This window comes from Intrasporangium calvum DSM 43043 (assembly GCF_000184685.1).
GTDB lineage: Bacteria > Actinomycetota > Actinomycetes > Actinomycetales > Dermatophilaceae > Intrasporangium > Intrasporangium calvum.
Map to the genome: position 1 here is coordinate 2,812,443 of NC_014830.1, position 24,213 is coordinate 2,836,655.

Consider the following 24,213-nt stretch of genomic DNA (forward strand, 5'->3'; position numbering starts at 1 on the left):
TCGGAGCCACCGGCTTGACGGCGTCAGGCCGGACCCGCCTTGTATCCCACGCCGCGCACCGTGACGACGATCTCCGGGTGCTCCGGGTCGTGCTCGATCTTCGACCGGAGCCGCTGCACATGGACGTTGACGAGCCGCGTGTCCCCCGCGTGGCGATATCCCCAGACCTGTTCGAGCAGCACCTCGCGGGTGAAGACCTGCCACGGCTTGCGGGCAAGGGCGACGAGGAGGTCGAACTCGAGCGGGGTGAGGGACAGCGGCTGGCCGTCGCGCTTCACCGAGTGACCCGCCACGTCGATGTCCAGGTCGCCGATCGACAGCTTCTCCGGGGCCGGCTCGTCGCCCCGGCGCAGGCGCGCCCGGACCCGCGCGATCAGCTCCTGCGGCTTGAACGGCTTGACCACGTAGTCGTCGGCGCCGGACTCGAGCCCGACGACGACGTCCACGGTGTCGGTCCGCGCCGTCAGCATGACGATGGGGACCCCGCTCTCGGCCCGGATCCGGCGGCACACCTCCATGCCGTCGAGCCCCGGCAGCATGACGTCGAGAAGGACGAGGTCAGGGCGGGCCTCGCGAAAGGCTGCGACGGCATCCGTGCCGTCGGCCACGTGCGAGACCTCCAGACCTTCGTTGCGCAGCACGATGCCGAGCATCTCAGCGAGCGCGAGGTCGTCGTCGACGACCAGAACCCGACCCTTCACGTCCTTCTCCCTTCGCGGTCCCCGGCGGGTCCGCAGCTCATGGCGACATCATCACACAGCGCGGCGGCCGTCCAGGTGGGCCGGGACCGGGTCCGGGGCGCTGGGGCAGGAGGCCTCGGCCCGGCGGCGGAGGCGGCTGGGGCGTCAGTCGGTCACGAACCACTCGTCCTTGATCTTGACCGCCTTGAACCGGTGGATCACCTGGGCGGCCAGGGCGGGTTTCGTGGTCGCGGCCTCGAAGGTCGCGAGGTCATCGACCACCGTCGCCCCGACGATCTCCACGTCCCCGAACATGTCGCCCAGCTCGGTGAGGGAGCTGAGCAGCGGAGTCAGGGACTCGCCGCAGTCTGCCGCCGCCCCCTTGATGCCGCTCACTGCCCGTCCGTCGATCGCCATCAGGCTGCACACGTCCTCGCCCTCGCCGGCGACGAGAGCGGTGAGCCATGACTCCATCGCTGCCTCGGGGGTGCTCTGGTCGACGACCGCCGTCGTGGTCGGCGAGGTCCCGGTCGGTGTGGCCGAGGGCCCGCCGGTGGGCGTGCCCGTCGGCTCGCCGGTGGACCGTTGCGCCGTCACCATCGGTCCCGGACTCATCAGGGCCTCCTCCAGGGTGGAGCACCCGGCCAGGGCGACGCTGAGGGCCACGCTGAGCCCGAAGGCGAAGGCACGCGCCACGAGCTTCGTCATCGATCTCCTCGTCTCCTGTCCATGGGGGCTCCCGTCCCGTTCTTCGGTCCCGCTCACCGGGCTGCTGGTGACGAAACCACAGCATGACGTATGCCGCTGGGCTCGGCGAGCTCAGCGGCATACGTCATGCTGGTGGCTGGCCTGCCACCCGCGCGACTGCTCTGCGTGTCGCGTGGCCGCACGCCCGTCAGTAGCGGTAGTGCTCGGGCTTGTAGGGACCGGCCACGTCGATGCCGAGGTACTCCGCCTGGCCCTTGGACAGCTCGGTGAGCCGGACCCCGAGCGCCTCGAGGTGGAGGCGGGCCACCTTCTCGTCGAGCACCTTGGGGAGCGTGTACACCTGCTTCGCGTAGGCGTCGTTCTTCGTGAACAGCTCGATCTGCGCGATGGTCTGGTTCGAGAAGCTGTTGCTCATCACGAAGCTCGGGTGCCCGGTGGCGTTGCCGAGGTTCATCAGACGCCCCTCGGAGAGCACGATGATGCTGCGCCCGTTGTCGAACGACCATTCGTGGACCTGCGGCTTGATCTCGGTCTTCGTGACGCCGGGGACCCGGGCCAGACCGGCCATGTCGATCTCGTTGTCGAAGTGGCCGATGTTGGCGACGATCGCCTTGTTCTTCATCTGCGTCATGTGGTCAGCCGTGATGACGTCGTAGCAGCCGGTCGTCGTGATGAAGATGTCGGCCTGCCCGACGACGTCCTCGAGGCGCAGGACCTGGAAGCCCTCCATCGCGGCCTGGAGCGCACAGATCGGGTCCACCTCGGTGACGACGACGCGGGCGCCCTGACCAGCCAGGGACTGGGCGCAGCCCTTGCCGACGTCGCCGTAGCCGCAGACCACGGCCATCTTGCCGCCGATGAGCACATCGGTGGCACGGTTGAGCCCGTCGATGAGCGAGTGCCGGCAGCCGTACTTGTTGTCGAACTTGCTCTTGGTCACTGAGTCGTTGACATTGATGGCCGGGAAGAGCAGACCACCCGCCTCGGCGAGCTGGTAGAGGCGGTGGACTCCCGTCGTGGTCTCCTCCGTCACGCCCTTGATCCCGGCCGCGATGGTGGTCCACTTCTGGCCGTCGGCCTCGAGGCTGCGGCGCACCAGCTCCTTGAAGACGCCGAACTCCTCGGAGTCCTCGTCCGTCGTGACGGGGACCTGGCCCGCGGCCTCCCACTCCACGCCCTTGTGGACGAGCATCGTCGCGTCGCCGCCGTCGTCCAGGATCATGTTGGGGCCGCCGTCACCGGGCCAGGTGAGGGCCTGCTCGGTGCACCACCAGTACTCCTCGAGCGTCTCACCCTTCCAGGCGAAGACGGGAACGCCCTGGGGATCCTCGGGGGTGCCGTGCGGGCCGACCACGACGGCCGCGGCGGCCTCGTCCTGCGTGGAGAAGATGTTGCACGAGGCCCAGCGGACCTCGGCGCCGAGGGCCGTGAGCGTCTCGATGAGCACCGCGGTCTGCACGGTCATGTGCAGGGACCCGGCGATGCGGGCACCCATGAGGGGCTGGCTGTCGGCGTACTCGGCGCGGAGCGCCATGAGACCGGGCATCTCGTGCTCGGCGAGCCGGAGCTGGTGCCGCCCGGCGGCGGCAAGGCTGAGGTCGGCCACCTTGTGGTCGAAGGACATGGAAGATCTCCTCGGATTGGTGTGCTGACCCGGCGCGCCCTTCTGGGTCTCGCGGGTCGTCACCCACGCCGGAGGGGACGATTCTACCTTCAGTGGGTCGCTGCGCCACGCCGGCGCGGGATCAGGTGCATGATCGCCACGACGACGGCCCCGACCACGAGGCCGAGCAGCGCCGAGGCGGCCGTGTTGACCAGCCAGGCGAGCAGCCCACCGACTCCTGCCACGCCGTGGACAGCCCCCTCCATGGTGTGGACGACGTCGTAGAGGGCGTGCCAGCCGAGCTCGTCGATCCCGACCAGGAGGATGTGGCCGCCCACCCAGAGCATCGCGGCGATGCCGACGGTCGAGAGGAGGCTGAGCAGGGAGGGCATGCCCTTGACGAGGGCCCGGCCGATGGCCTGCGAGGACGACGAGTCACGCTGCGCCAGTCGGAGGCCCAGGTCGTCCATCTTCACGATCAGCGCGACGACGCCGTAGACCAGACCGGTGATGAGCAACGCGACGACGATGAGGATGGCGAGGCGCGCGAGGAACGGCTCGTCGGCGACCTCGTTGAGGGCGATGACCATGATCTCGGCGGACAGGATGAAGTCGGTGCGGACGGCCCCCGAGACGACGGTGTCCTCCTGGGCTTCGTCCACGACGGTCGGCAGATCCTCCTCGTGGTGCCCCGTGACCGCCTCCCAGACCTTCTCCGCGCCCTCGTAGGCCAGGTAGGTGCCGCCCAGCATGAGGATCGGCGTCAGCAGCCAGGGCAGGAACTGGCTGAGCAGCATGATGACCGGGAGGATGATGAGCAGCTTGTTGCGCAGCGAGCCGACCGCGATGCGTTTGATGATCGGCAGCTCTCGCTCCGGGTGGAGGCCCTGGACGTAGCGCGGCGTCACCGCGGTGTCGTCGACGACCACCCCGGTCGCCTTGACGCTGGCGCGCGCGGCTGCCGCGCCCACGTCGTCGACCGAGGCGGCCGCGAGCTTCACGAGCGCCGCGATGTCATCGAGAAGGGCGACCAGTCCACCTGCCATGCGCCCCATCGTAGGGGCGGGCCGCCTCAGTCCTCCGAAACGCCTCTGAGGAGCCGCACGTGCGGCGACGTCGCGGGGTCGAACCCCTGGCCGAGGGCGAGGTAGGTCGCGGCGAAGTCGGTCAGCGCCACGTGCGAGGCCACCCGCAGGAGCGGGTCGTCCGACTCCGCGTCGATGAGCGAGACCCGGACGCCAGCGTCCTCGGCGGCCGCCACGACCCGGTCGGCCAGGAGCTGGAGGTCGGTCCCCGCCTCGGACTTGTGGCGGAGCATGACCAACCGGAGGGGCGGCCGTGGGGGTCCGTCGATGTAGGGGTCGGCGAAGATGTCGTCGGCGCCGTTCGACTCGCCACCCGCGAGGGGTCCGTCGAAGCAGGCGACGACCTGGCTCGCCGAGTCCGGCAGTACCCCGGAGGACACCGGCACCCGGCCCGTGCGGCCGAGCATGGCCACCGCGCGACGTGCGGCGACCGCGCCCAGGTGCCCTGAGCCGAGGATGATGGCGGTGGACTCGGCGACGTCGGTCGCGAGGGTCTTGGCCCGGTTCTCGAAGGACTCCGCCGACGGCCCCACCTCCTGAGCGCGTCGGTCGAGCTCGTCGGCCAGCGCGGCGACCGTGGCCGCCGAGATGGAGGAGAGGCCCAGGGCGTCGGCTGCCATGAGCAGCGGCGTCGCGTGAGCCCACATCGCCGTGCGCGAGGACGAACCGGGCGCGGCGAGCGGGACGTGGATCCCTCGGGCCTGGCTGCTGATCTCGGCCAACGGCGAGCTCGGAGCCCCGATGGTCAGCAGCATCGCGCCCCGCCGGGCTGCCTCGGCCGCGAGCGTGAGAGGGCCCGCGGCCCGCCCAGACTGTGACACGGCGACGACGAGGTCGAGCGTCCCGACCCAGCCGGGCAGCGGGGCGCTCGTGCAGCTCTGCACCGGGATCGCCCCTCCCGCGCGCGCCACCGCCTCGAAGAGCTCGGCGACGCAGGCTGACCCGCCGGCGGCCGCGACGACGACGCCACGGGGCTGGAGCTCGGCGAGTCGCTCGAGGCCGGCTTCCCGTGCCACGTCGACGGCACGCCGCACACTCGCGCCGGCGCCAGCCAGCGCTCGCAGCGTGCCGAGGGAGTCCAGGCGCTCGAGCGCCTCGACATCGTCGAGCCGGGCCTCGTCGAACATGAGGTCAGTCGCTGGTGGGACGAGCCAGGTCGACGAGCAGCACGGGCACGCCGTCCTCGATCGGGTAGCCGAGGTGGCACGACCCGCACTGCAGCTCAGGCCCCGTGGGTCCCGTTGCGTCGGCCAGCACTCCCTTGCAGCGGGGGCAACGCAGGATCTCGCGCAGCCATGGCTCGATGGTCTCGTTCGTCGTCATTCGGGACGCTCCTGCTGGTCTCCGGCTGAGGTGGCCTTGCCCCTGATGAGCTCGAGGAGCTCGTCACGGACCCGGGCCATCGTCTCACGGTCTGCCGCCTCGACGTTGAGTCGGAGCAGCGGTTCCGTGTTGGACGCACGGACGTTGAACCACCACATCGACTCGGTGGGCCCGGCCGAGCTCACGGTGACTCCGTCGAGCTCGTCGACGCTCGCACCTCGGACGACGGCCCAGGCCCGGATCCGCTCGAGGACCCCGTCCTGGTCGATCACGGTGGAGTTGAGCTCGCCTGAGGCGACGTACCGCTCATAGCCTCGCGCGAGCTCGGCGAGCGGGCGGCCCTGTTCGCCGAGGGCGGCGAGGACGTGCAGGGCCGCCAACATGCCGGTGTCGGCGAACCAGAAGTCCCGGAAGTAGTAGTGCGCCGAGTGCTCCCCGCCGAAGACGGCGCCCGACCGGGCCATCTCGGCCTTGATGAAGGAGTGGCCGACCCGGGTCCGGATCGGAGTCGCCCCGTTCTCGCGGACGACCTCAGCGACCGCAGCGCTGGTGATGACGTTGTGGACCACGGCGACGGCGCGGTCCCCGCCGGCCCGCGCGCGGCGGATCTCGCGGGCGGCGACGAGCCCCGTGATGGCGCTCGGCGAGACGGGTTCACCGTCGGCGTCGATGACGAAACACCGGTCGGCATCTCCGTCGAAGGCCAGTCCGAGGTCGGCGCGGTGCTCCCGTACGGCGTGCTGGAGGTCGACGAGGTTGGCCGGGTCCAGCGGGTTCGCCTCGTGGTTGGGGAAGGTGCCGTCGAGCTCGAAGTACAGCGGGATGATCTCCAGTGGCAGTGCCGGGAGGCCGGCGGCGGTGCCGAGCACGGCTGGGACCGTGAGGCCCCCCATCCCGTTGCCGGCGTCGACGACGACCCTGAGCCGTCTCGACCCACTGAGGTCCACGAGGCCGCGGAGGAAGGCGCTGTAGTCAGCGAGCAGGTCGCGGGCCTCGACGGTTCCGCGACCCGACGGCGACGCCGGTAGACCTGATCGACCGTCGAGGAGCCACTGCGCCAGGTCGCGCACCTCGACGAGGCCGGTGTCCTGGCCGACCGGCTTGGCCCCCGCTCGGCACAGCTTGATGCCGTTGTAGCTGGCCGGGTTGTGGCTCGCGGTGAACATCGCCCCCGGCACGTCGAGCGCTCCGCTCGCGTAGTAGAGACCGTCCGTGGAGCACAGTCCGACCATCGTGACGTCGAGCCCACGCTCAGCCACGCCGTCCGCGAAGGCGGCCGACAAGGGGGGCGAGCTCGGACGCATGTCGTGGCCGATGACGACGCCGCCCTTGCCGTCCGGCCGCGCGACCACCTCGGCGAAGGCGACGCCGAGGGCGTGGGCGACCTCGTTCGAGAGCTGTTCGGGGACGAGTCCGCGAACGTCGTAGGCCTTGACGAAGTCACTGAGTCTGGGCACGGGGAGACCCTAGTGGTTGCCACCGTCGGCGCGTCGGGAGCCACCGGGGGCGGGACGGCCTCAGGAGTCCTTCAGGACGCGCAGGTGACCCCGCCGGCGCCCCTCGACCATCCCGGACCGGGCCTCCGCGCTGGCTTGGCCCCGCGCAGTCGGCAGCTCTGGTGCCGACGGGCCCGCCGTGCCGGTGCGCGCGCCGCGACTCGAGGGCTGCCGGGAGCTGGGGCGTCCCGCTTCACGCACCGCGTCGGCCAGCGCGAGCAGGTCGTCCGCGGCGAGGACCGGCTCGGCGAACTCGCCGCCGACCCGGACGACGTCCCAGCCGCGCGGTGCGGTGAGCCGCTCGGCATGGTCGCGACAGAGGTCGTAGGTGTGCGGCTCCGCGAACGTCGCGAGGGGCCCCAGGACGATGGCCCGGTCGGCGTAGGCGTAGGTCAGGGTGGCGACCGCGGGGCGAGCGCAACCCGTCTTGGAGCAACCACGTGTGAGACCCACGATTGGGGACTCTAGTCGCGGCCGCCCACCGGTGACGACACACCACGCCGACGCTGCCGATCTAGAGTGTGGGTGTGAGCACGAGTCATCGGCAGGTCCCGGGCCGGACCGCCCAGTCCCCCCGTCGGGACCGGCACGGCCGAGGTCCACGCGGCCCCTTGGCCTGGCCACCGGTCCCAGCGATGACGAGTCGACGAGACCAGTTCGACGACTTCGTGCTCGACGCCGCCGCCCGTCTCGAGGCGACGTGCGGGCGCGCCTTCCCCGCAGTCGAATTCGCGGTCGAGGACGTTCCCCTCGGGCCCGCACCGTGGGAGCACCGCGAGGTCCCGCTCGGACGCCTCTTCCCGGCCACGGGCAGTCGCCCGGCGCGGATCGTGGTCTACCGCAGGCCGGTCGAGACGCGGGTGTCGGACCCGCGCGACGTGGCCGCCCTCGTGTCCGACATCGTCACCGAGCAGGTCGCTGGGCTGCTCGGGGTCAACCCCGAGGAGCTGGACCCCGGCTTCGGGGAGTGACTCCTTCCGGCCCTCCCCACCCCGACCCGTCGCCCGCTCTCAGACGCCGAGCCCACGGCAGGCTGTGCCGGCCGGCGGCGTGCGAGCCTGCTGTCGAGGGACCTTGCCGGTGCCCAGATCAGCGGGTCAGCTGGCGCACGGGCACCGAGGTCGCCGTGGTCGGCGCACTGTGCACCGGCACGATGGAGTAGTAGGGCGAGCCCTGCTGGCTGAGGGAGACGCTCACCGCGGCCCGGACGTCCACCGCACCGGTCGTCACCCAGACTCGTTCGGCGTCGCCGAGGGGCACCGTCACCGCCGTCAGCGGCTTGAGCTGCGCGGTCACCTGTCGCTCCGCCGTTCCCGCGCCCAGGGTGACCGTCACGCTCCCGCCAGCGGGCCCGGCCGCGAGGTGCAGCGTTCGAGTCGCGCCCTGCGGGACCTGGGCGGGAATCACGACGCCGGCGACGGCTCGGATCGGAGGGAGCGCCGGAGCCCAGCCGAAGTCGCCCTCCCGATCGGTCGCCGCGGCCTTCCCCGGCCCCTGCCTCCGGTCCACGAAGACCGCGGCCGTCACCGGTCGGTCGGACGTGAGGCGAAGCGCGTTGCCACCGGCAGGCAGGCTCAGCGGGACGTCAACGGTCGAGTCGGCGCCCACCCGGACCGCGCGCAGCTCGGTCGGCTGCCGGGCTCCCTCCGGCGTCAGCACCATGGCCCGGACGAGAGCCTCCGCGCCTCCCGGGTTGACGATGCGCAGGACGGCGTCGCCCTGCCCCGCCGCCGCAGCCTCGACCGCTGGTACGACGAGGTCCCGGGCCGGGGGGGCGGCCGCCGTTGCGTCCTCGACGCCACGGGCGGTCGCCCCGTCGATCCAGGCGTCGTTCAGCACCGCCGACACCACACCGCCCGAGGCGACGACATGGACGGCCGGTCGCAGCTCGTCGGGGGCCAGGGCGTCCAGTGACAGTGACATCCGCGACTGCGGTGGGATCGAGACCGAGGCCCGGTCAGCGGCCCCGACCCGTCCCTCGGCCCCGAACACCTCCACCCTGACGCTGACCGGGTTGACGCCCGGGTTGACGACGAGCACGCGTTCGGTGCGCGACGCCCCGGCGCCTCCGCCGAGGAGCCACACGTCGGCCGCCGGTTCCACGCACGGGGTCACGCTCAGCCCACGGTCATCGTCCCCGGTGTGCCACCAGCTCTGGACCGCGGCGAGACCAGGAGCCAGGCCGCGTTCACCCCGGGCAACGACGAATGCGGCGCCCGTCGTGGTCGTTGCGACCGGGCGGGACCGCCGGTCGGTCGACGCGAGGACGGACCCCTTTGCGTCGAGCAGGGAGACCCGGCCAGCAGCGTTGCTGCCGGCCGGAGCGCCGCTGCCCGTGATGTCGGAGATCGCGCGGAGCACTGCGTCCGGGGACCCCGCGCTCGCAACCTGCACCGTCCCGGGAACGTCTCGCATGCCCTCCGTCCCGACGCGTTGCTGTCCGGGGCAGACGAGGGACGCGGACTCGATGAGCACGTCGGAGGTCTGGGACAGACCGGCCCGCTCGCTCGGGCGCGCCACCTCCACGGTGCCCTCGACCGTCCCTGCTGCGATGGTCAACCCACCTGCGACGGCTGCGAGCAGCGTGGCCCGCATGACACCGGAGCGGCCCCAGCTGCGCTCAGGAGCACCACCCGCGGAGGGACGCGTCGTGCGGCGGAAGCGGGTCATGGCTGCCGCCTTCTGGAACGGCGGTTGCCGAAGGGCAAGGCCATGAAGATGACGAACGCCAGCGCGGCCCCCTGCCCCATCCGCAGCCACGGTTGCGATGCCGCCAGGTCGACTCTCAGGGCGCCACCTCCGGACGGAAGGTCGAACGTCGCCAGCGGCTGGCCGACGAGGGGCAGGAGGACTCGGCCGTCGACCGACACCACGGCGTGCTCGGTCCATTCGAGGGGCTCGGCCACGACGAGACGCCGTCGCTCTGCGGCGGGGGCGATCTGCTCGGCAGCGGCCCCATGGGGCCCGGACGTCGGTATGGCGGCGACGGTCCGCCCGTCGGAATCCACGACGCGCAGCCTCGACGGTGCTGCGGCGGTCGGCGCGCTCGGGGCGGTGGACGCAGGAAGGACCTTCCACAGGATCCCTTGCTCGCTCGTGCCGAGGCGGGTGAGCCCTCGGGTGGCGTCCAGTCGGCGTGTCAGGGGGTCGCCCGCATCGGCTCGCGCCTGGACGAACCCGACGCCCCAGCCAGCCAGCTCTGCCGCATCGAGCGAGTCGACGTCGCGACCGCCGACCAGCCGTGCGACCGCGTCCACGAGGGGGCGGTCGTCGGCACGGGCCGGACGATCCAGGTCGCGGAGCAGCTGCCCCGGCTCCCGACCGACGAGCACGAAGTCCACGACCTCGTCGGAAGGACGCAGGAGCAGCAGCCGGTTGCTCAACGGGTCCTTGGCCTGCTCCACGGCAACGGCCGGCAGGGTCGCCTGGCCCACCGTCATGGTCCGGCTCACCCCGGTGACGCCCCACGCGGCCAGCGTGACGACGACCGGGACGACGACGAGTCCTGAGAGAGCGACCGTGCGAGCCAGGTTCCACCGCGCAGTGCGGACGGGCGACGGACCACTGCTCGGGTCGCTCACCACCGCGCGGCTGGCGAGCAGGATCCCGACGAGGACGGCTGCGACCCACAGCTCGAGCCCGACGCCCGCCCACAGATGGGCGGTGCCCGAGAGCCCGACCCCGTCCTCGGCCGACCCGAGCACCACGCGTCCGGAGGCCAGCGCAGCCGCAAGTCCGATGAGGCCCACGATGCCCACGGCGAGCACCCCGACGCTCTCAGCCCGGCTGCGTCCCCGCCGGGCATATCCGACCAGACCGACCAGGACCAGCGGGACGGTGGCCCAGACCACCACGTCCGAGCTCGCCAGTGTGCTCACGACGTCCGTCTCGGCGCCGAGCACGGCGGACCTGTCCCCGCCGCCCGAGTGCCCGACGAGGAGCTTCCACGCCTCCGTCGGCACCGCGGTGGTGAGCAGGCCCGGGCCGGACAGGAGGAGACGCCAGTCGGCGACGGCACTGCCCACCCAGGTGACGAGGAGGGCGGGAGGGACGACGAGCAGGACCAGCGCCCGGAGCCTGCGCGTGCCGGGGCCGAGGAGGAGCAGCACAAGAGCCGCCATCGACGAGACCGCCAACATCGGCGGAACGAAGGCGGCCAGCAGGCCCGCCGCCAACCCGGTGGCGAAGGTGGCGGTGTAGGTGCCGTGCCGCCTCGCCGCCAGCACGGAGCCTGCCATGACGAACGGAAGGAGGACATGGCCCAGCGCAACCGTGACGCGACCTTCGGAGATGGCGGTCGTGATGACGGACGAGCCGGCCCAGGCGACCGCCAGGACGGCACGGGCGCTGCGGGACGTCGGCAGGACGCGGGAGGCAAGGTAGGCGGACCAGGCCGACAGGGCGGGGGCCAGGAAGAGCAGCCAGGCGACCGTCACCCCGGCACTCGAGCGACTCTCCGACACTCCCGGCAGGAGCTCCGCGACCCACGTCACCCCAGCCAGGACCGCGAGGTGTGGCCCGGACTCGGCGCTCGTGCCCAGCCCGGCCCCGTGCCACGCATCCCAGAAGGCGTGCCAGAGCCCGGACGAGTCGGTCGCCAGCGGCCGCAGCTCGCCGCCCGCCACGCCGGTGCTGGTCGCGGCGAGCGCCCCGGACCGGATCGCGTCGCGCCAGGCGAACACGCTGACGACGAGCGTCGTCGCGACGGCGAGCAGGCCGGGATGCGTCGCCAGCCGCTGCCCGAGAGCGGGAGGAAGAATGCCAAACACCTCGGACTCGTCGGATGACGGACCCGTCTCGGTCGTCGGCGCCGCTTCGCGTGGTGCCTGGGAGCGCTCCGGCGTGATGGCGTCCTGGATGTGGTCGATGGTCGATCGTGCGGCCGCCAGGGGCGGGACGAAGAGCGTCCCGAGGTCTCCACCGCGCAGGCGCCGCACGCGCCGCCCCCGCCACCGGGCGCCGACGCTGGAGACCGGGTGGAGGAGCGCGGCGAGGTCGCCGAGCTCCCGCCAAGCGGCCCGCGGTCGCTTCGCCAGGACGAGGACCAGCGCCGCAGCGAGCGAAGACACCGCGATCCAGGCAGCGATGAACGGCAGGGAGCCGAGCGAGCACCGGGCGAGCGCCACGCGCCGAGCCGCCCTTCTCCGACGCGGGTCCAGGGCCGGGGTCGCCCCGGTTGCCCCGGTTGACGCGGCATCCCGCGCCGCGAGGACGGTGGCGGCAGGCACGACGATGACCCGGTGCCCGGCGAGCTGGGCCCGCCATCCGAGGTCGAGGTCGGCACCCACGTCGTCGAAGGCGCGGTCGAAGCCGCCGAGGTCCAGGTGGACGTCGCGCCGGATGAGCATCCCGCTCGTGCTCACGGCCAGGACGTCCGTGCGTTTGTCGTGTTGACCCTGGTCAGCCTCTCCGAGTGCCGGCGAGGCGATGAGCCGTCCGGTGCGGGTGACCTGCAGGCCGAGGGAGACGAGGCGCCGTGGGTCGGCCGCGTCCACGACCTTGGGCCCCGCCAGACCCACTGACGGAGACCGGCCAACAGCATCGAGCAGCCGCTCGAGGGCGGTCGGCGCGGGCGAGGTCAGGTCGGGCAGGACCCAGAGCCATTCGGGCGCCGGTGTGCCTTCGCCGTCGACGGCCCCTGAGACGGCCCCTGAGACGGCCCCTGAGACGGCCCCTGATCCGCTGAGGACGTCCACAGCGAGATCGATGGCCCGTCCGGACGGCACCACGTGCTCGAGCCGGTGGACGCGGACGTCACGGACCACTTGGCGCACCCTCGAGTGCGCTTGGGCAATGGCCGTCGACGTGTCCGTGCTCGCCACGTCGACGATGAGCAGCCGCTCGGGCGGAACCGTCTGGGAGGCCAGCCCGTCGAGGCACCTTGCGAGCCAAGGAGCGCCGTTGCGGACCAGGACCACCGCGCTGACGACAGGTCGCGCCGCCACTTTCGCTCCGGCAGCCGCTCGTCCCGTGGAGGGGGGGACGGACGAGTCAGCTGCCCCGGCGCCCGTGGGCGGAGTGTGACCGTGGCTCAGGTCAGGCACGGCGCGCTCCTTCGCCCGGGTCCCGATCTGGCCCCGGGCACGGCCCGCATGCTCAGACCGCGCGCTTCTTCAGCTTGCGACGCTCCCGCTCGGAGAGGCCGCCCCAGATCCCGAACCTCTCGTCGTTCGCGAGCGCGTACTCCAGGCACTCGGCCCGCACATCGCACCCGACGCAGACCTTCTTGGCCTCGCGCGTGGAACCGCCCTTCTCCGGGAAGAACGCCTCCGGGTCGGTCTGGGCGCAGAGAGAACGCTCCTGCCAGGAGAGCTCACCACCTTGCTCGCCCACATCCGACATCACCAACATCAATTCGTGCATGACCCCTCCTCGACCCTGACTTCCTCATGTCAGCACTGCTGTCCTACCTGCCTGCTGCTCCACCCGAGCTGCTGCCCGAACTGGACTGCTCCTTGGGGGAACGGCCACTGAGCGGGACAACTGGCAAGTACAACAATGAAATTACAAGCGTGTCATGCACCTCACGTCAAGCCGTATGATGATATTTGCCTGCCGGGTGCGGGGTCTGCTACGGCTGCGCCTCGACCCCTCCTCCGCACCGTGGCCAGCCCGCGCACGACAGGCTCCATACCCAAAACCACGACGACCGTCGCCCTCCTCCGAACCGTCGCGCGGGACCGCTCTGACCGTGGCGCCCGCGGCCCTGAGAGGATCCTCGGCATGCGCATCACAGCCCTGGCCGGCGGAGTCGGCGGCGCCCGTTTCATCCGCGGCCTCCTGCACCACCTCGAGTCAGCCCGACCGGGCGAGCGGGTGGAGGTCACCGTGATCGGCAACACCGGCGACGACATCACCCTCTTCGGCCTCCGCGTGTGTCCCGACCTCGACACCATCCTCTACACCTTGGGTGGCGGGGTCCACGAAGGGCAAGGCTGGGGACGTGCGGACGAGTCCCACCACGTCGCCGACGAGCTCGCGGCCCTCGGGGCGCTTCCCCAGTGGTTCTCTCTGGGCGACAAGGACTTCGCCACGCACATCTACCGCTCCCAGCTCCTGGCGCAGGGCCTCCCCCTCAGCGCGGTCACCGCCCGGCTCGGCGCACGTTGGGGGCTCCCCGACCAGGGCGTGACGCTGCTGCCCATGACTGACACCCCCGTGGAGACCCACGTGGTCGTGACGGAGGGCGGCGAGCAACGCGCCATTCACTTCCAGGAGTGGTGGGTCCGCCACCGGGCCTCCCTCCATGCGGACCGCTTCGTCGTGGCCGGACTCGACGCGGCTGCACCTGCGCCCGGGGTCCTCGAGGCGATCCGCACCGCCGACGTCGTCCTGCTCCCGCCCAGCAACCCCGTGGTCTCCATCGGCATCATCCTCGGGGTCCCGGGAGTGAGGGATGCGCTGCGTGGCACCCGCGCTCCCGTCGTCGGCGTGTCACCGCTCATCGGGGGCCGGCCCGTTCGCGGCCACGCGGACCTGTGCCTCAGGGCGATCGGTGTCGCGTCGACGAGCGCGGCGGTCGCCGGCCTCTACGCAGACTTCCTCGACGGCTGGCTCGTGGACCCGGCGGACCCGATGGAGGAGCCGCCGTCCGGCTCGGCCCCCGCGCTGGTCCGGCGCCCGCTGCTCATGAGCTCGGTCGAGGCCGCCGCCGACATCGCCGGAGCCGCGCTCAGCCTCGCCGAGAGCCGGGCCGACCGACGCGGACTCGGGGGCGGCAGATGAGCCGGCCCGACGGGCGCGACCATGCCACCGCTTCGACGGTCTCCATCACGCCTCTGACCGGCATCCCGGAAGTCCGCGACGGAGACTCGCTCGCCGAGGTGGTGGATGCGGGACTGAACGCGTCCGGCCTGGCGCTGGAGGCCGGCGACATCATCGTCGTGTCGAGCAAGGTGGCCAGCAAGTCGCTCGGGCTCGTGACCCACGATCCGAACAAGGACCGGGTCGTCGCCGCCGAGACGGAGTACGTCGTGGCCGAGCGGGCGCTGGCGGGCCGGGTCACGCGCATCGTCCGGTCCAAGGCTGGACCCGTCATGGCGGCCGCCGGGGTGGACGGGTCCAACACCGGAGAGCACGGGGGCTGGCTGCTGCTCCCCCACGACCCGGACGCGGTCTGTGAACGGCTCCGGGACGAGCTCGTGCGGCGCCATGGAGTCCGGCTCGGAGTCATCCTCAGCGACACCTCGGGGCGGCCCTGGCGGATCGGCCAGGTGGACTTCGCGCTCGGTGTCCACGGCGTGCGGGCCACCGACGACCTGCGGGGCGGCACGGACGCGGACGGCAGGCGGCTCGAGGTGACGACGCGGGCGGTTGCGGACGAGATCGCCTCCGCGGCAGACCTCGCCAAGGGCAAGGTCCACGGGGTGCCTGCGGCAGTGGTCCGGGGGCTGGGACGGTTCGTCCCCGCCTCGGCCGATCCGTCCGCACCACGGGGACGTGATCTCGTCCGCGCCGGGCCCGACGACTGGTTCGGCTACGGTCGGGTCGAGGCGGTCCGCGCCGCCCTGGGAGTCGAGCCAGGCACCCCGGACGCGGAAACGGTGGGGATCCCGCCAACTTCACGCTCCGACTCGAGCCGGCTCGACGCCGTGGGCCGGGCGGTGCGCGTCGCACTCCATGCGGTGGGCTCGGGCACGGCCGACGTCGGACCGCGGTCCGTGACACTCGGAGCAGACACGCCGTACGAGCTCGGACGTCTCGTGGCTCGGCTCGAGGCGGCGCTGTGGAGCGAGTGGCTGCACGGCTCCGCCGGAGAACCGAGTGCCGATGGGCGCGCCGTCGTCGTCACGGTGGACGCGGCGCCCAGCAGGCACCCGCGGCCCTGACCCGGCCGGCCCCAACGCGGGGACGGGAAGCACCGGCAGGGCGACGGCCCTGCTCCCGAGTCCCGTCAGGACACGTGGAAGACGACCTTGCCGAACACGTCACCGTCGACCATCCGCGCGAAGCCGTCCCGGGCGTCCGCCAGCGGCAGGACGGTGTCGATGACCGGCTCGATCCCTTGCTGGACGATGAACCGAGACAGGTGGGCGAGCTCGTCGTGCGTCCCCATCGTCGAGCCCACGACGCGAAGCTGCTTGAAGAAGATCTTCGTCAGCTCGGCCTTGCTGGGAGCGTCGCCCGAGGTCGCACCGGAGATCACGATGGTGCCCCCGGGGCGGAGGGAGTTCACCGAGTGTGACCACGTTGCCGCGCCGACGGTCTCCATGACGGCGTCGACCCGCTCGGGCAGCCGGTCTCCTGATCCGAAGGCCTGGTCCGCTCCGATGCTCAGAGCCTTCTCGGCCTTGCCCGCATCGCGGGAGGTGACCCACATCCGGTACCCGGCGGCCGAACCGAGCTGGATCAGTGCGGTCGCGACGCCACCCCCGGCGCCTTGCACGAGGACCGTGCCGCCCGGCTTGACGCCCGAGTTGGTGAAGAGCATCCGGTAGGCCGTGAGCCAGGCCGTGGACAAGCAGGCCGCCGCCTCCCAGGGCAGGTCGGTCGGCTTGGGAACGAGGTTCCCGCGAGGGACCGAGACGTACTCGGCCAAGGTGCCGTCGTGCAGCTCCGAGAGCAGCGTCCGCCTCGGGTCGAGCGTCTCGTCCCCCTGCCATCCATCAGACGCGACGACCGCGTGGATGATCACCTCGTTGCCCTCGTCGTCGACTCCCGCGCCGTCACACCCGAGGACCATCGGCAGCCGGTCGGCCGGCAGGCCGACCCCGCGCAGGGACCACACGTCGTGGTGGTTCAGGCCGGCGGTGCGCAATCGCACCCTGACCCAGCCGTCCCGTGGCTCGGGGTCGGGGCGGTCCCCGACGACGAGACCCGAGAGCGGGTCGGTGGACGACTGGCTGGCGGCATAGACAGCGAGCATGTCAGCACCCTAACCACCCACGGGCGGGACCGGGCAGCGCGTCCGCGTGACGCCCACCGCATCGCCGACCCGCAGGCCGGCCCCCGTCCGGACTGCGGGAGGGCTGGACGCGCCGCTGGGCCCGGAGACCGGGCCCAGCGGCATACGACTCGAAGGAGTGGCTCAGCCGTAGCGACGGGCCAGGTGGGACACCGCCTCGGCCACCCGAGGGGCCACCCGCTCGTCGAAGACGCTCGGCACGACGGACGTCGCGCTCGGCTCGTCGACGAGGTCCGCGATGGCCCGGGCCGCCGCCAGCTTCATCTCCTCCGTGATGGCCCGCGCTCCTGAGTCGAGGGCACCGCGGAAGATCCCGGGGAAGGCGAGGACGTTGTTGATCTGGTTCGGGAAGTCCGAGCGTCCCGTCGCCACGACCTCGGCGAACTTGTGAGCCACCTTGGGATGGACCTCAGGATCGGGGTTCGCGAGGGCGAAGATGATGGCCCGGGGCGCCATCCGCATCAGGTCCCGCTCCGGCACCGTCCCCCCCGAGACGCCGATGTAGACGTCAGAGCCCTCGAGCGCATCGCCGAGCAGCCCGACCCGGCCCGTCCGGTTCGTCAGCGCACGGAGGGACTCCTTGTGCTCCGGCAGGCCGGTCCGGTCCGGGCCGATGATGCCCCGGGAGTCAGTGACGATGACATCCCCCACACCCGCGGACACGAGGATGGACGACACCGCCACACCCGCGGCGCCCGCACCGGACACGACGACGGTGAGGTCCTCGAGGCGCTTCTCGACCACGAGCGCCGCGTTGAACAGCGCTGCGAGGGCGACGATGGCCGTCCCGTGCTGGTCGTCGTGGAACACGGGGATGTCGAGACGCTCCTTGAGACGCCGCTCGATCTCGAAGCACCGCGGGGCGGAGATGTCCTCGAGGTTGATCCCGCCGTACGTCGGGGCGAACCGCGCCACGGCCTCGACGATCTCGTCGACCGTGCCCGTCTCGAGGCAGACGGGCACGGCATCGACGTCAGCGAAGTGCTTGAAGAGGACGGCCTTGCCCTCCATCACCGGCATGGCAGCGAGGGGACCGATGTCGCCGAGCCCGAGGACCGCCGTGCCGTCGCTCACCACGGCCACGGTGTTGCGCCGGGTCGTGTAGCGGGACGCGAGCGTCGGGTCCGCGGCGATCGCCCGGGACACCTCGGCCACGCCGGGCGTGTAGAGCAGCGACAGGTCGTGCGCATCGCGCAGGGGTGACGTCTCGTGTACCCCGAGCTTGCCGCCCTCGTGGGCCCGAAACACCGGGTCGTTCACGTCGAAGGGTGGGGTGACGGGTAACGCACTCATGAGAGGAACCTCGTTCGCATCAACAGGGCATCGCGAGCCCTGGCGGAAATGGCTAGGGCCGCGGGTCTGGCCTCTGGTACGAAAATGCGACACGGGGGTTGCCCGAACGGAGACAGTCTCCCACGAACCGCGTCCGAGCGGCAGAGGGGCGACGAACTTCCGGTGTGGGTCGGGTCACCGCCGCAACTCTTGCGGCGTCACGAGGAGGCCGGAGGCATCGAGGTGCCGCAGCAGGGCGTCAACCACATGGGGGTCGTACTCGTAGCCGAGTCCGAGGTAGATCCGCTCCACGGCCGTCTCCCGGGCGCGCGGGCTGCGTGACCCGCCCGTCAGGTCCTCGTAGGCGTTGACCACCTTGAGGATCCGGCTCGTGAGCGGGATCTCCTCGCCGAACTCGCGGGCCTGCCGGAAGGGGGTCGCCTGGTGCTCCAGGATGGTCGCGGCGTCGTCGAGGACGCCGGTCTCGCGGACGATCGCCAGGGTGTCCGCCCCGATCCGGCGCTGGTCCGCGGGGGCGGCGAGCACGGTGGCTCCCCCAGGGATGGGGTCGACGAGGGCCACCTGGCCGATGTCGTGGAGCAGGGCGGCGTACTCGAGGTTGGCCAGCTCCCGGTCTGGCAGCCCCAGCCCGCGTCCCACGGCGAGGGCGGTGGCTGCCACCCGCTCGGAATGACCGGCAGGCGTGTACCCGGCCGCATCGGTGAGCCGGGACAGCGTCCGGATGCTCTGGAGGTAGGTGGCTCGGATGCTGACGTAGCGACGGAAGGCGAAGAGCGTCAACACCAGTGGTGAGAGGAAGAGCGGCACGGCGGGGGCGCCGAGCGGCGGTACCGCGAGCGCGATGAGGACGCCGGTCACCGCCAGGGCGGTGGACAGCGGGAAGGTCGACCGGACCTCGTCCTTGAACGTCTGCCACCAGGCCGCTCGCAGCAGGGCCCGGGCCGTCGTCGTCACGAAGGCGTCGGCCAGGAGCGCGACAACGGCGATGGCGAGCATGAGTACGGCCCGCTGCCACGGGTCGAGCCCGTCGTCCCCCACGGGTCTCCCACGCACCTGGCCGAGGTGCACCACGCGGTACAGCAGGGCAGCGACGGCGACGCTGACGAACCGACCGGTCGTCTCGACCGGGCTCACCTGCCGCCCGGTGAGGTGTCGGACCAGGGCCACGACGGTGATCGCCGAGGCGGTCACCGCGAGCAGGAAGACGGAGCCGTACGACACGCCCCGCCCGTCCGGGAGCTGAGCCGTGAAGACGAAGCCCAGGGCTGCCGCGGTGGCGAGCGGCGCCGACTCCCGGAAACGCGGCCCGGCCACCTGGAACCACTCACCCAGCAGGATGGCCGCGGTGAAGGTGGCGACGAGGACCGCGCTGTCCGCCTCGTCCCAGGCCGGCGAGTCGGCCGAGAGAACGACGAGGATGACGCACGTCGCGATCGCGGCGGCAGCGGCGGACAGCGGCTTGACTCGCTCGGCAAGCGTCGCGTTCACGTGTCGGCGCCCTCACTCGGGGGCCACTCGTGCTTGGCCAGGACCCGCCGCAAGGCGTCGAGGACCACCGGGTCGAATCGGCCCCGGTCGGCGTCGAGGAGGCCGACGGCCGACTCCGGGGTCAGCGGCCGGTCGGGCAGGTCGACCTGGGTGAGGTCGGTGAGCTCCCCTGCGACCGCGACGATCCGCGCCGAGACCGGGATGTCGGCCCCGGCGAGGGAGCCGGGCCCACCGTGGCCGTCGAACCGCTCGTGCTGGTGGCGGATCCCGGAGCGCGCCTCGTCGAGGAAGCTGATGCCCTCGACCATGCGTGCGCCCACGACGCCGTGAGTGGTGAGGAGGCGACGTTCCTGCGACGTCATGAGGTCCGGCGACCGTCGGAGAGTGCGAGCCGGGATGGCCAGGTGCCCGATCTCGTGGAGCGTCCCCGCGTAGCGCACGGCCCCGATCTGGTGCGGCCCGAGGCCGAGCTCCTCGGCGAGCCACTCCGACAGGCGAGCCGCCCGGCGGCTGCGCTCGATGGCGGCTGGCTCCTTCTTGCCGAGCGCGGTCACGAGGGTGTCAAGGGTTCGCTCGTGCGAGCGCAGCTCGTCGCCGTACTGGATGAACGCCCACCGGGCTGCCAGGAGGGGTGCGAGGACGAGGACGGCACTGAACGGCCCGAGCTGCGCGGGGAACCACAGGACGACGAAGAGGAAGCCGATGATGCCGTAGCCCACGTAGGCCCACCCCGAGCCGCTGAGCACCCGCCGCACCATGATGGTGAACGGCACCCCCTGGTAGAAGTGGATGACGCCGGCCAGGAGCAGGGCGTTGGTGAGGCACCCGACGACGTCGGCGATGAGGATCGGGACGCCGACGGAATGGGTGATCGTCAACACGCCGTGCATCGACTCGAGCTGCCGCTCACCTCCTGCCGCCAGATAGGCGAGCGCGCCGACCGCGCCGATGATCCCCGTCATGGCCACGTTGAACGTCGTCTGCAGCCGCAGTCTCCCCCGGTCCGTCGCCATCGACACCGTGCCGACGAACCACGCGCCGAACGGGCCGACGATGACGCCGGCCGCGAGCAGGATGATGCTGTTGAAGGAGAAGCCGATGCGGGAGCCGACATCCGGCTCGCGCAGCCGGTAGCTGAGGGTGGCCATGGCGGCCAGGATCGCGAGGGGCCAGAGCTCAGGCATTCCGAACGCGCTGTAGGTGTACGCACCCATGGCCACCGACACGGCCGCCGTCAGGAAGATGAAGCTGTGGAGAGCCACCGAGCGCTTGGAGATGGCGCGTCCCCGCAGGGAGGAGGGGATGCTGCGGGAACGGGACAGGATGCTCATCTACGCCGTGCGGCCGATGAGCCCGATCATCGGACCGGAGTGGGAATCAGGTTCCCCACGTCCACGTGTCGCTGCCCAGGACGGTCGCCAGGCTCACGACGAACGGGCTCGCCGCGAGGGCGATGAGGAGTTTGCGCAACATGGTGGGGGCTCCTTTATCGGGACACATGAACGCAGGCACCCTGAGCGGGGCCAACAGGTGCGTCGCTTACAGAGTGCCAAACTTGTCGGCTCTTGCGGGGAAACCGACCCCCAGGAACGTCATTCTTTACCAAGTTCTTAACCTTCTCGGGCCGCCCGACGCCCAGAGACGCACGGATTGGGGCCTCAGGCGCCGATGTGGAAGAATCAGGGCTTCGTGCCCTCGGGGCACTGACCACCCAGCACCACCGACGAAAAGAGCCGAGATGAGCAAGCGCGCCCGCAAGCGCCGCTCGCGCAAGGGCAACGCAGCCAACCACGGCCGCAAGCCCAACGCCTGAGCCGCGGCGTGCTCAGCACGCCTCGCCCGAAGTCCAAAGAGCAGCTTGTCGCACGTCCGCCGGGGCCAGCCCCGGCGCAGCGTGCCGCAAGCTGCTCTTTTGGTTTCCGTTCAGCCGACCCGTCCGCTGAACGTGGTCAGCTGCCGCCCTCGATCCGGAACACCGTCAGCGAGATGCGGCTCATGATCGACGTGCGCAGCTGGTCCGGCGCGTGCTCCGCACTGCAGGACCGTTTGATGAGGGCCTTGAGCGTCGTGTCGAGGTTGTACTCGTGGAGGCAGGGACCGCACTCGTCGAGGTGGGCCTGGATCTTGGCGCAGTCCGTTGGCCCGAGCTCACCGTCGAGGAACTCGTAGACGCGGAGGAGGGCTTCGGAGCAGTCGGTCCGCCCTGCCGGTGCCGCGTCGTCACGCTCGGCCATGCCCATCACCGCTTCCCTCCAGCCCCGCCTGCGGTGACGAATCCCCGCTCGGCGGCGTAGTCGGTCAACAGCTCCCGCAGCTGGCGGCGACCTCGGTGCAGCCGGCTCATCACGGTGCCGATGGGCGTGTCCATGATCTCGGCGATCTCCTTGTAGGAGTAGCCCTCGACGTCGGCGAAGTAGACCGCGAGGCGGAACTCCTCGGGAATCTCCTGGAGGGCCCGCTTGACGTCGCTGTCCGGCAGGTGGTCGAGGGCCTCGGCCTCGGCCGAGCGCAAGCCCGACGAGGTGTGCGACTCGGCCCGGGCGAGCTGGTAGTCCTCGATGTCGGACGAGTCGGCCTCGAGCGGCTGGCGCTGCTTCTTGCGGTAGCTGTTGATGTAGGTGTTCGTGAGGATCCGGTACATCCAGGCTTTGAGGTTCGTGCCCGGCTTGTACTGGTGGAAGGCCGCGTAGGCCTTGGCGTAGGTCTCCTGCACCAGGTCCTCGGCGTCGGTCGGGTTGCGCGTCGTGCGCAGGGCGGCGCTGTAGAGCTGGTCGAGGAGGGGCATCGCCTCGAGCTCGAAGCGAGCGCGTCGCTCGGCCTCGGTCTCGGTGGCGACGTCCGCGGTCCCCGCTCCCTCCGGGAGCTCCGCGGCGGCGCGGGGCGCGTCGGCGACGGAGATCGCCGAGGCGGGGCCGGTCTTCTTGTCCTTGGTCATCGCCTCCCACCCTAACCCGATGGGGAAGGTCGCCGGAGCGATCGTGCGGGCCGACGCATCCGGCTGGCAGGTGACCATGCTCCTGCAACGCCGCTCCTGCGGGCAGCATTCCCGCTCCTGCGGGCAGCATTCCCGCCCCGCGGGCAGCATTCCCGCCCCGTCGGGCGTCACTCCCCGCTAACCGGGCAGCGTGGCGGCGATGCGTGTCATCGCCGCCACGAGGGCGGGCCCGGCTCCCTTGGGGAAGCTGTGCGCCCCGTTCACCTCGATGACCTCGGCCCACCGCGGGACGTACGGAGCCAGCTCAGTGGGCGTGCCGAACGGGTCCCGGGTCCCCTGGACCAGCCACGTCGGGTCCGGGGCGAGTGCCAGCTCCGCGTCGCGCAGACGGTCCGGCCGGCCCGGCAGGTGCAGGGGGAAGCTCAGCAGCAGGCCCGCGTCGGCCTCGAGCTCGGCAGCGGTCCGGCAGGCCACTCGCGCCCCGGCCGAGCGTCCGCCGACGACGAGGGGGCGCGGCAACCGCGACCGACCCGACATCAGGGCCGTCACCATCGGCACCCAGGCGGCGTCGAGCGTCGGTGGGCGTCCCGCGACGCGGCGGCCCGCCACGAGCCACGGCTGCTCGACGACGGCCACCGTCCACCCGGCCGCCACGAGGACGTCCCTCGCGACCGTGAGGTCGAGGCTGCGCAGCCCTCCCCCGGCCCCGTGGCCGAGGACGACGGTCCCGCGGGAGTGAGCTGGGCGGCATACGTGCGCTCGCCCCGGCCCCTCGGGAGTCGACAGGTCGCGCACCCGCTCGACCACGCGCCCGACGGCGCTCACCCGCCGATCACCTCCCCGGTCATCGGGTCGACGACGCCGACGAGCTCTTCGCGAGGCGCGGGCTCAAGGAGAGCGGCCCCGTTGTTCGCCGTCGCGCCGACACCGCGGCCGACCGGGTAGGCCTCGAACCGGCCCGGGGCCGCGAACTCGAGCAGCCGGCGCACGGCGTCGGGGTCCTGCTCGCTCGGGTCGAGCCACTGCTGCCACTGCTCCGGCTCGAGGACGAGGGGCTGGCGGTCATGGATCCGGTCCATCCCGGGATCGGCGGCGGTCGTGATGATCGTGAAGGTCGTGAGCCATGCCTCCGGGTGCCCGTCCGGTAGCTCGCGGTCGCGCCAGAACTCGTAGAGCCCGGCGAACCCCACCTTCGCGCCGTCGGCCCGGTGGATGAAGAACGGCTGCTTCCGTGGTTTGCCCTTCGCGTCGACGGCGGTCGGGGACTGCTGCCACTCGTACCACCCGTCGGCCGGCACGATGCACCGCCGCGTGAGCGCGGCCTTCGCGAACGCTCCCTTGCCGAGCACCGACTCAGCGCGTGCGTTGGTCATCCGCTGGCCGACCTTCACGTCCTTCGCCCAGGTCGGGACGAGGCCCCACGTGAGCAGGCGGAGCTGCCGGGTCGGCTCGGCCGGGGCGGCCTCCTCCGCCGTCCGCGGCTGGCGGGTGAGCACGACCAGGGCCTGCTTGGAGGGCGCCATGTTCCAGTCCGGCTCGCCCGGCGTGGGTCGCTGGGGGTTCTTGAGGATGCTGCGGCCCGGCTCCGCCGAGTGGTCCTCGTCGATGTCGAACGCCTCGACCAGCTCGTCCGGCCGCGCGCTCGCGGCGTACCTCCCGCACATGGGCTCCAGCGTATGCCGCTGGGCTCGCTCCCCC

At 71.8% G+C, this 24,213-nt stretch carries 23 protein-coding genes; 4 read left to right on the forward strand and 19 right to left on the reverse strand.

Annotation, left to right across the window (positions count from 1 at the left end; translation table 11 throughout):
* Positions 1–23 precede the first annotated feature (23 nt).
* The 8 genes from mtrA to INTCA_RS12755 form a co-directional block, all read right to left on the reverse strand.
* Positions 24–701 carry an MtrAB system response regulator MtrA gene (gene mtrA, locus INTCA_RS12720; RefSeq protein WP_013493328.1) on the reverse strand — a complete coding sequence of 226 codons (678 nt, stop codon included), beginning with the start codon at positions 699–701 and terminating at the stop codon, positions 24–26.
* 144 nt (positions 702–845) lie between these two features.
* Positions 846–1,388: a hypothetical protein gene (locus INTCA_RS12725; RefSeq protein ID WP_013493329.1), complete on the reverse strand. Its 543-nt coding sequence runs from the start codon at positions 1,386–1,388 to the stop codon at positions 846–848.
* A 187-nt stretch (positions 1,389–1,575) separates the two neighbouring features.
* Complete coding sequence (ahcY, locus tag INTCA_RS12730; RefSeq protein WP_013493330.1) at positions 1,576–3,012, reverse strand: adenosylhomocysteinase; 1,437 nt, start codon at positions 3,010–3,012, stop codon at positions 1,576–1,578.
* 89 nt (positions 3,013–3,101) lie between these two features.
* Positions 3,102–4,037, reverse strand: a complete 936-nt coding sequence (locus INTCA_RS12735; RefSeq protein WP_041307689.1) for a DUF808 domain-containing protein — start codon at positions 4,035–4,037, stop codon at positions 3,102–3,104.
* Between the two features lie 26 nt (positions 4,038–4,063).
* A complete protein-coding gene (locus INTCA_RS12740) occupies positions 4,064–5,203 on the reverse strand; it encodes an SIS domain-containing protein (RefSeq protein ID WP_013493332.1) in 1,140 nt (379 codons plus the stop codon).
* A 4-nt stretch (positions 5,204–5,207) separates the two neighbouring features.
* Positions 5,208–5,399, reverse strand: a complete 192-nt coding sequence (locus INTCA_RS12745) for a Trm112 family protein (protein ID WP_013493333.1) — start codon at positions 5,397–5,399, stop codon at positions 5,208–5,210.
* Complete coding sequence (locus INTCA_RS12750; protein ID WP_013493334.1) at positions 5,396–6,856, reverse strand: phosphomannomutase/phosphoglucomutase; 1,461 nt, start codon at positions 6,854–6,856, stop codon at positions 5,396–5,398. Before INTCA_RS12750 ends, INTCA_RS12745 begins: the two co-directional genes overlap by 4 nt.
* A 60-nt stretch (positions 6,857–6,916) precedes the next feature.
* Positions 6,917–7,348: a DUF3499 domain-containing protein gene (locus INTCA_RS12755; RefSeq protein ID WP_013493335.1), complete on the reverse strand. Its 432-nt coding sequence runs from the start codon at positions 7,346–7,348 to the stop codon at positions 6,917–6,919.
* A 182-nt stretch (positions 7,349–7,530) separates the two neighbouring features.
* Here INTCA_RS12755 and INTCA_RS12760 point away from each other — a divergent pair, with 182 nt between their 5' ends.
* Positions 7,531–7,866 (forward strand): metallopeptidase family protein, encoded by a 336-nt coding sequence (locus INTCA_RS12760; RefSeq protein WP_041307692.1) that lies wholly within the window; start codon positions 7,531–7,533, stop codon positions 7,864–7,866.
* 118 nt (positions 7,867–7,984) lie between these two features.
* Here INTCA_RS12760 and INTCA_RS19870 read toward each other — a convergent pair whose 3' ends face one another.
* The 3 genes from INTCA_RS19870 to INTCA_RS12775 are packed head-to-tail and all read right to left on the reverse strand — an operon-like array spanning position 7,985 to position 13,258.
* On the reverse strand, positions 7,985–9,565 hold the full coding sequence (locus INTCA_RS19870; protein ID WP_013493337.1) for a DUF5719 family protein: 1,581 nt from the start codon (positions 9,563–9,565) through the stop codon (positions 7,985–7,987).
* Positions 9,562–12,939, reverse strand: coding sequence for a glycosyltransferase family 2 protein (locus INTCA_RS12770; RefSeq protein ID WP_013493338.1), 3,378 nt, complete (start codon positions 12,937–12,939; stop codon positions 9,562–9,564). Before INTCA_RS12770 ends, INTCA_RS19870 begins: the two co-directional genes overlap by 4 nt.
* Positions 12,940–12,991: 52 nt before the next feature.
* The gene (locus INTCA_RS12775) at positions 12,992–13,258 is read right to left on the reverse strand and encodes a WhiB family transcriptional regulator (protein ID WP_013493339.1); all 267 of its coding nucleotides are present in this window, start codon (positions 13,256–13,258) and stop codon (positions 12,992–12,994) included.
* Between the two features lie 360 nt (positions 13,259–13,618).
* Here INTCA_RS12775 and cofD point away from each other — a divergent pair, with 360 nt between their 5' ends.
* Together cofD and INTCA_RS12785 are read left to right on the forward strand one after the other, a co-directional pair.
* The gene (gene cofD, locus INTCA_RS12780; RefSeq protein ID WP_013493340.1) at positions 13,619–14,620 is read left to right on the forward strand and encodes a 2-phospho-L-lactate transferase; all 1,002 of its coding nucleotides are present in this window, start codon (positions 13,619–13,621) and stop codon (positions 14,618–14,620) included.
* On the forward strand, positions 14,617–15,723 hold the full coding sequence (locus tag INTCA_RS12785; protein WP_013493341.1) for a coenzyme F420-0:L-glutamate ligase: 1,107 nt from the start codon (positions 14,617–14,619) through the stop codon (positions 15,721–15,723). Before cofD ends, INTCA_RS12785 begins: the two co-directional genes overlap by 4 nt.
* A 65-nt stretch (positions 15,724–15,788) precedes the next feature.
* Here the strand turns inward: INTCA_RS12785 and INTCA_RS12790 are convergent, their stop codons facing one another.
* The 4 genes from INTCA_RS12790 to INTCA_RS12805 all read right to left on the reverse strand — a co-directional run bounded on the left by INTCA_RS12790 (position 15,789) and on the right by INTCA_RS12805 (position 20,911).
* Positions 15,789–16,760: a zinc-binding dehydrogenase gene (locus INTCA_RS12790; RefSeq protein ID WP_013493342.1), complete on the reverse strand. Its 972-nt coding sequence runs from the start codon at positions 16,758–16,760 to the stop codon at positions 15,789–15,791.
* A gap of 162 nt (positions 16,761–16,922) precedes the next feature.
* Positions 16,923–18,092 carry an NAD(P)-dependent malic enzyme gene (locus tag INTCA_RS12795; RefSeq protein WP_013493343.1) on the reverse strand — a complete coding sequence of 390 codons (1,170 nt, stop codon included), beginning with the start codon at positions 18,090–18,092 and terminating at the stop codon, positions 16,923–16,925.
* Between the two features lie 174 nt (positions 18,093–18,266).
* Positions 18,267–19,580 (reverse strand): HD-GYP domain-containing protein, encoded by a 1,314-nt coding sequence (locus INTCA_RS12800; RefSeq protein ID WP_013493344.1) that lies wholly within the window; start codon positions 19,578–19,580, stop codon positions 18,267–18,269.
* Positions 19,577–20,911 carry an HD-GYP domain-containing protein gene (locus INTCA_RS12805; protein ID WP_013493345.1) on the reverse strand — a complete coding sequence of 445 codons (1,335 nt, stop codon included), beginning with the start codon at positions 20,909–20,911 and terminating at the stop codon, positions 19,577–19,579. The genes INTCA_RS12800 and INTCA_RS12805 overlap by 4 nt, the downstream gene beginning before the upstream one ends.
* Before the next feature lie 407 nt (positions 20,912–21,318).
* Between INTCA_RS12805 and INTCA_RS20645 the strand changes: the two genes are divergently transcribed.
* Complete coding sequence (locus INTCA_RS20645; RefSeq protein ID WP_369791897.1) at positions 21,319–21,393, forward strand: 50S ribosomal protein bL37; 75 nt, start codon at positions 21,319–21,321, stop codon at positions 21,391–21,393.
* A gap of 136 nt (positions 21,394–21,529) precedes the next feature.
* Here the strand turns inward: INTCA_RS20645 and rsrA are convergent, their stop codons facing one another.
* The 4 genes from rsrA to INTCA_RS12825 form a co-directional block, all read right to left on the reverse strand.
* A complete protein-coding gene (gene rsrA, locus INTCA_RS12810) occupies positions 21,530–21,814 on the reverse strand; it encodes a mycothiol system anti-sigma-R factor (RefSeq protein WP_169312916.1) in 285 nt (94 codons plus the stop codon).
* Positions 21,815–21,819: 5 nt separating this feature from the next.
* Positions 21,820–22,593, reverse strand: a complete 774-nt coding sequence (locus tag INTCA_RS12815; RefSeq protein WP_013493348.1) for a sigma-70 family RNA polymerase sigma factor — start codon at positions 22,591–22,593, stop codon at positions 21,820–21,822.
* 99 nt (positions 22,594–22,692) lie between these two features.
* A complete protein-coding gene (locus INTCA_RS12820) occupies positions 22,693–23,340 on the reverse strand; it encodes an alpha/beta hydrolase family protein (protein WP_013493349.1) in 648 nt (215 codons plus the stop codon).
* Positions 23,337–24,179: an SOS response-associated peptidase gene (locus INTCA_RS12825; RefSeq protein WP_013493350.1), complete on the reverse strand. Its 843-nt coding sequence runs from the start codon at positions 24,177–24,179 to the stop codon at positions 23,337–23,339. Before INTCA_RS12825 ends, INTCA_RS12820 begins: the two co-directional genes overlap by 4 nt.
* Positions 24,180–24,213: the final 34 nt, after the last annotated feature.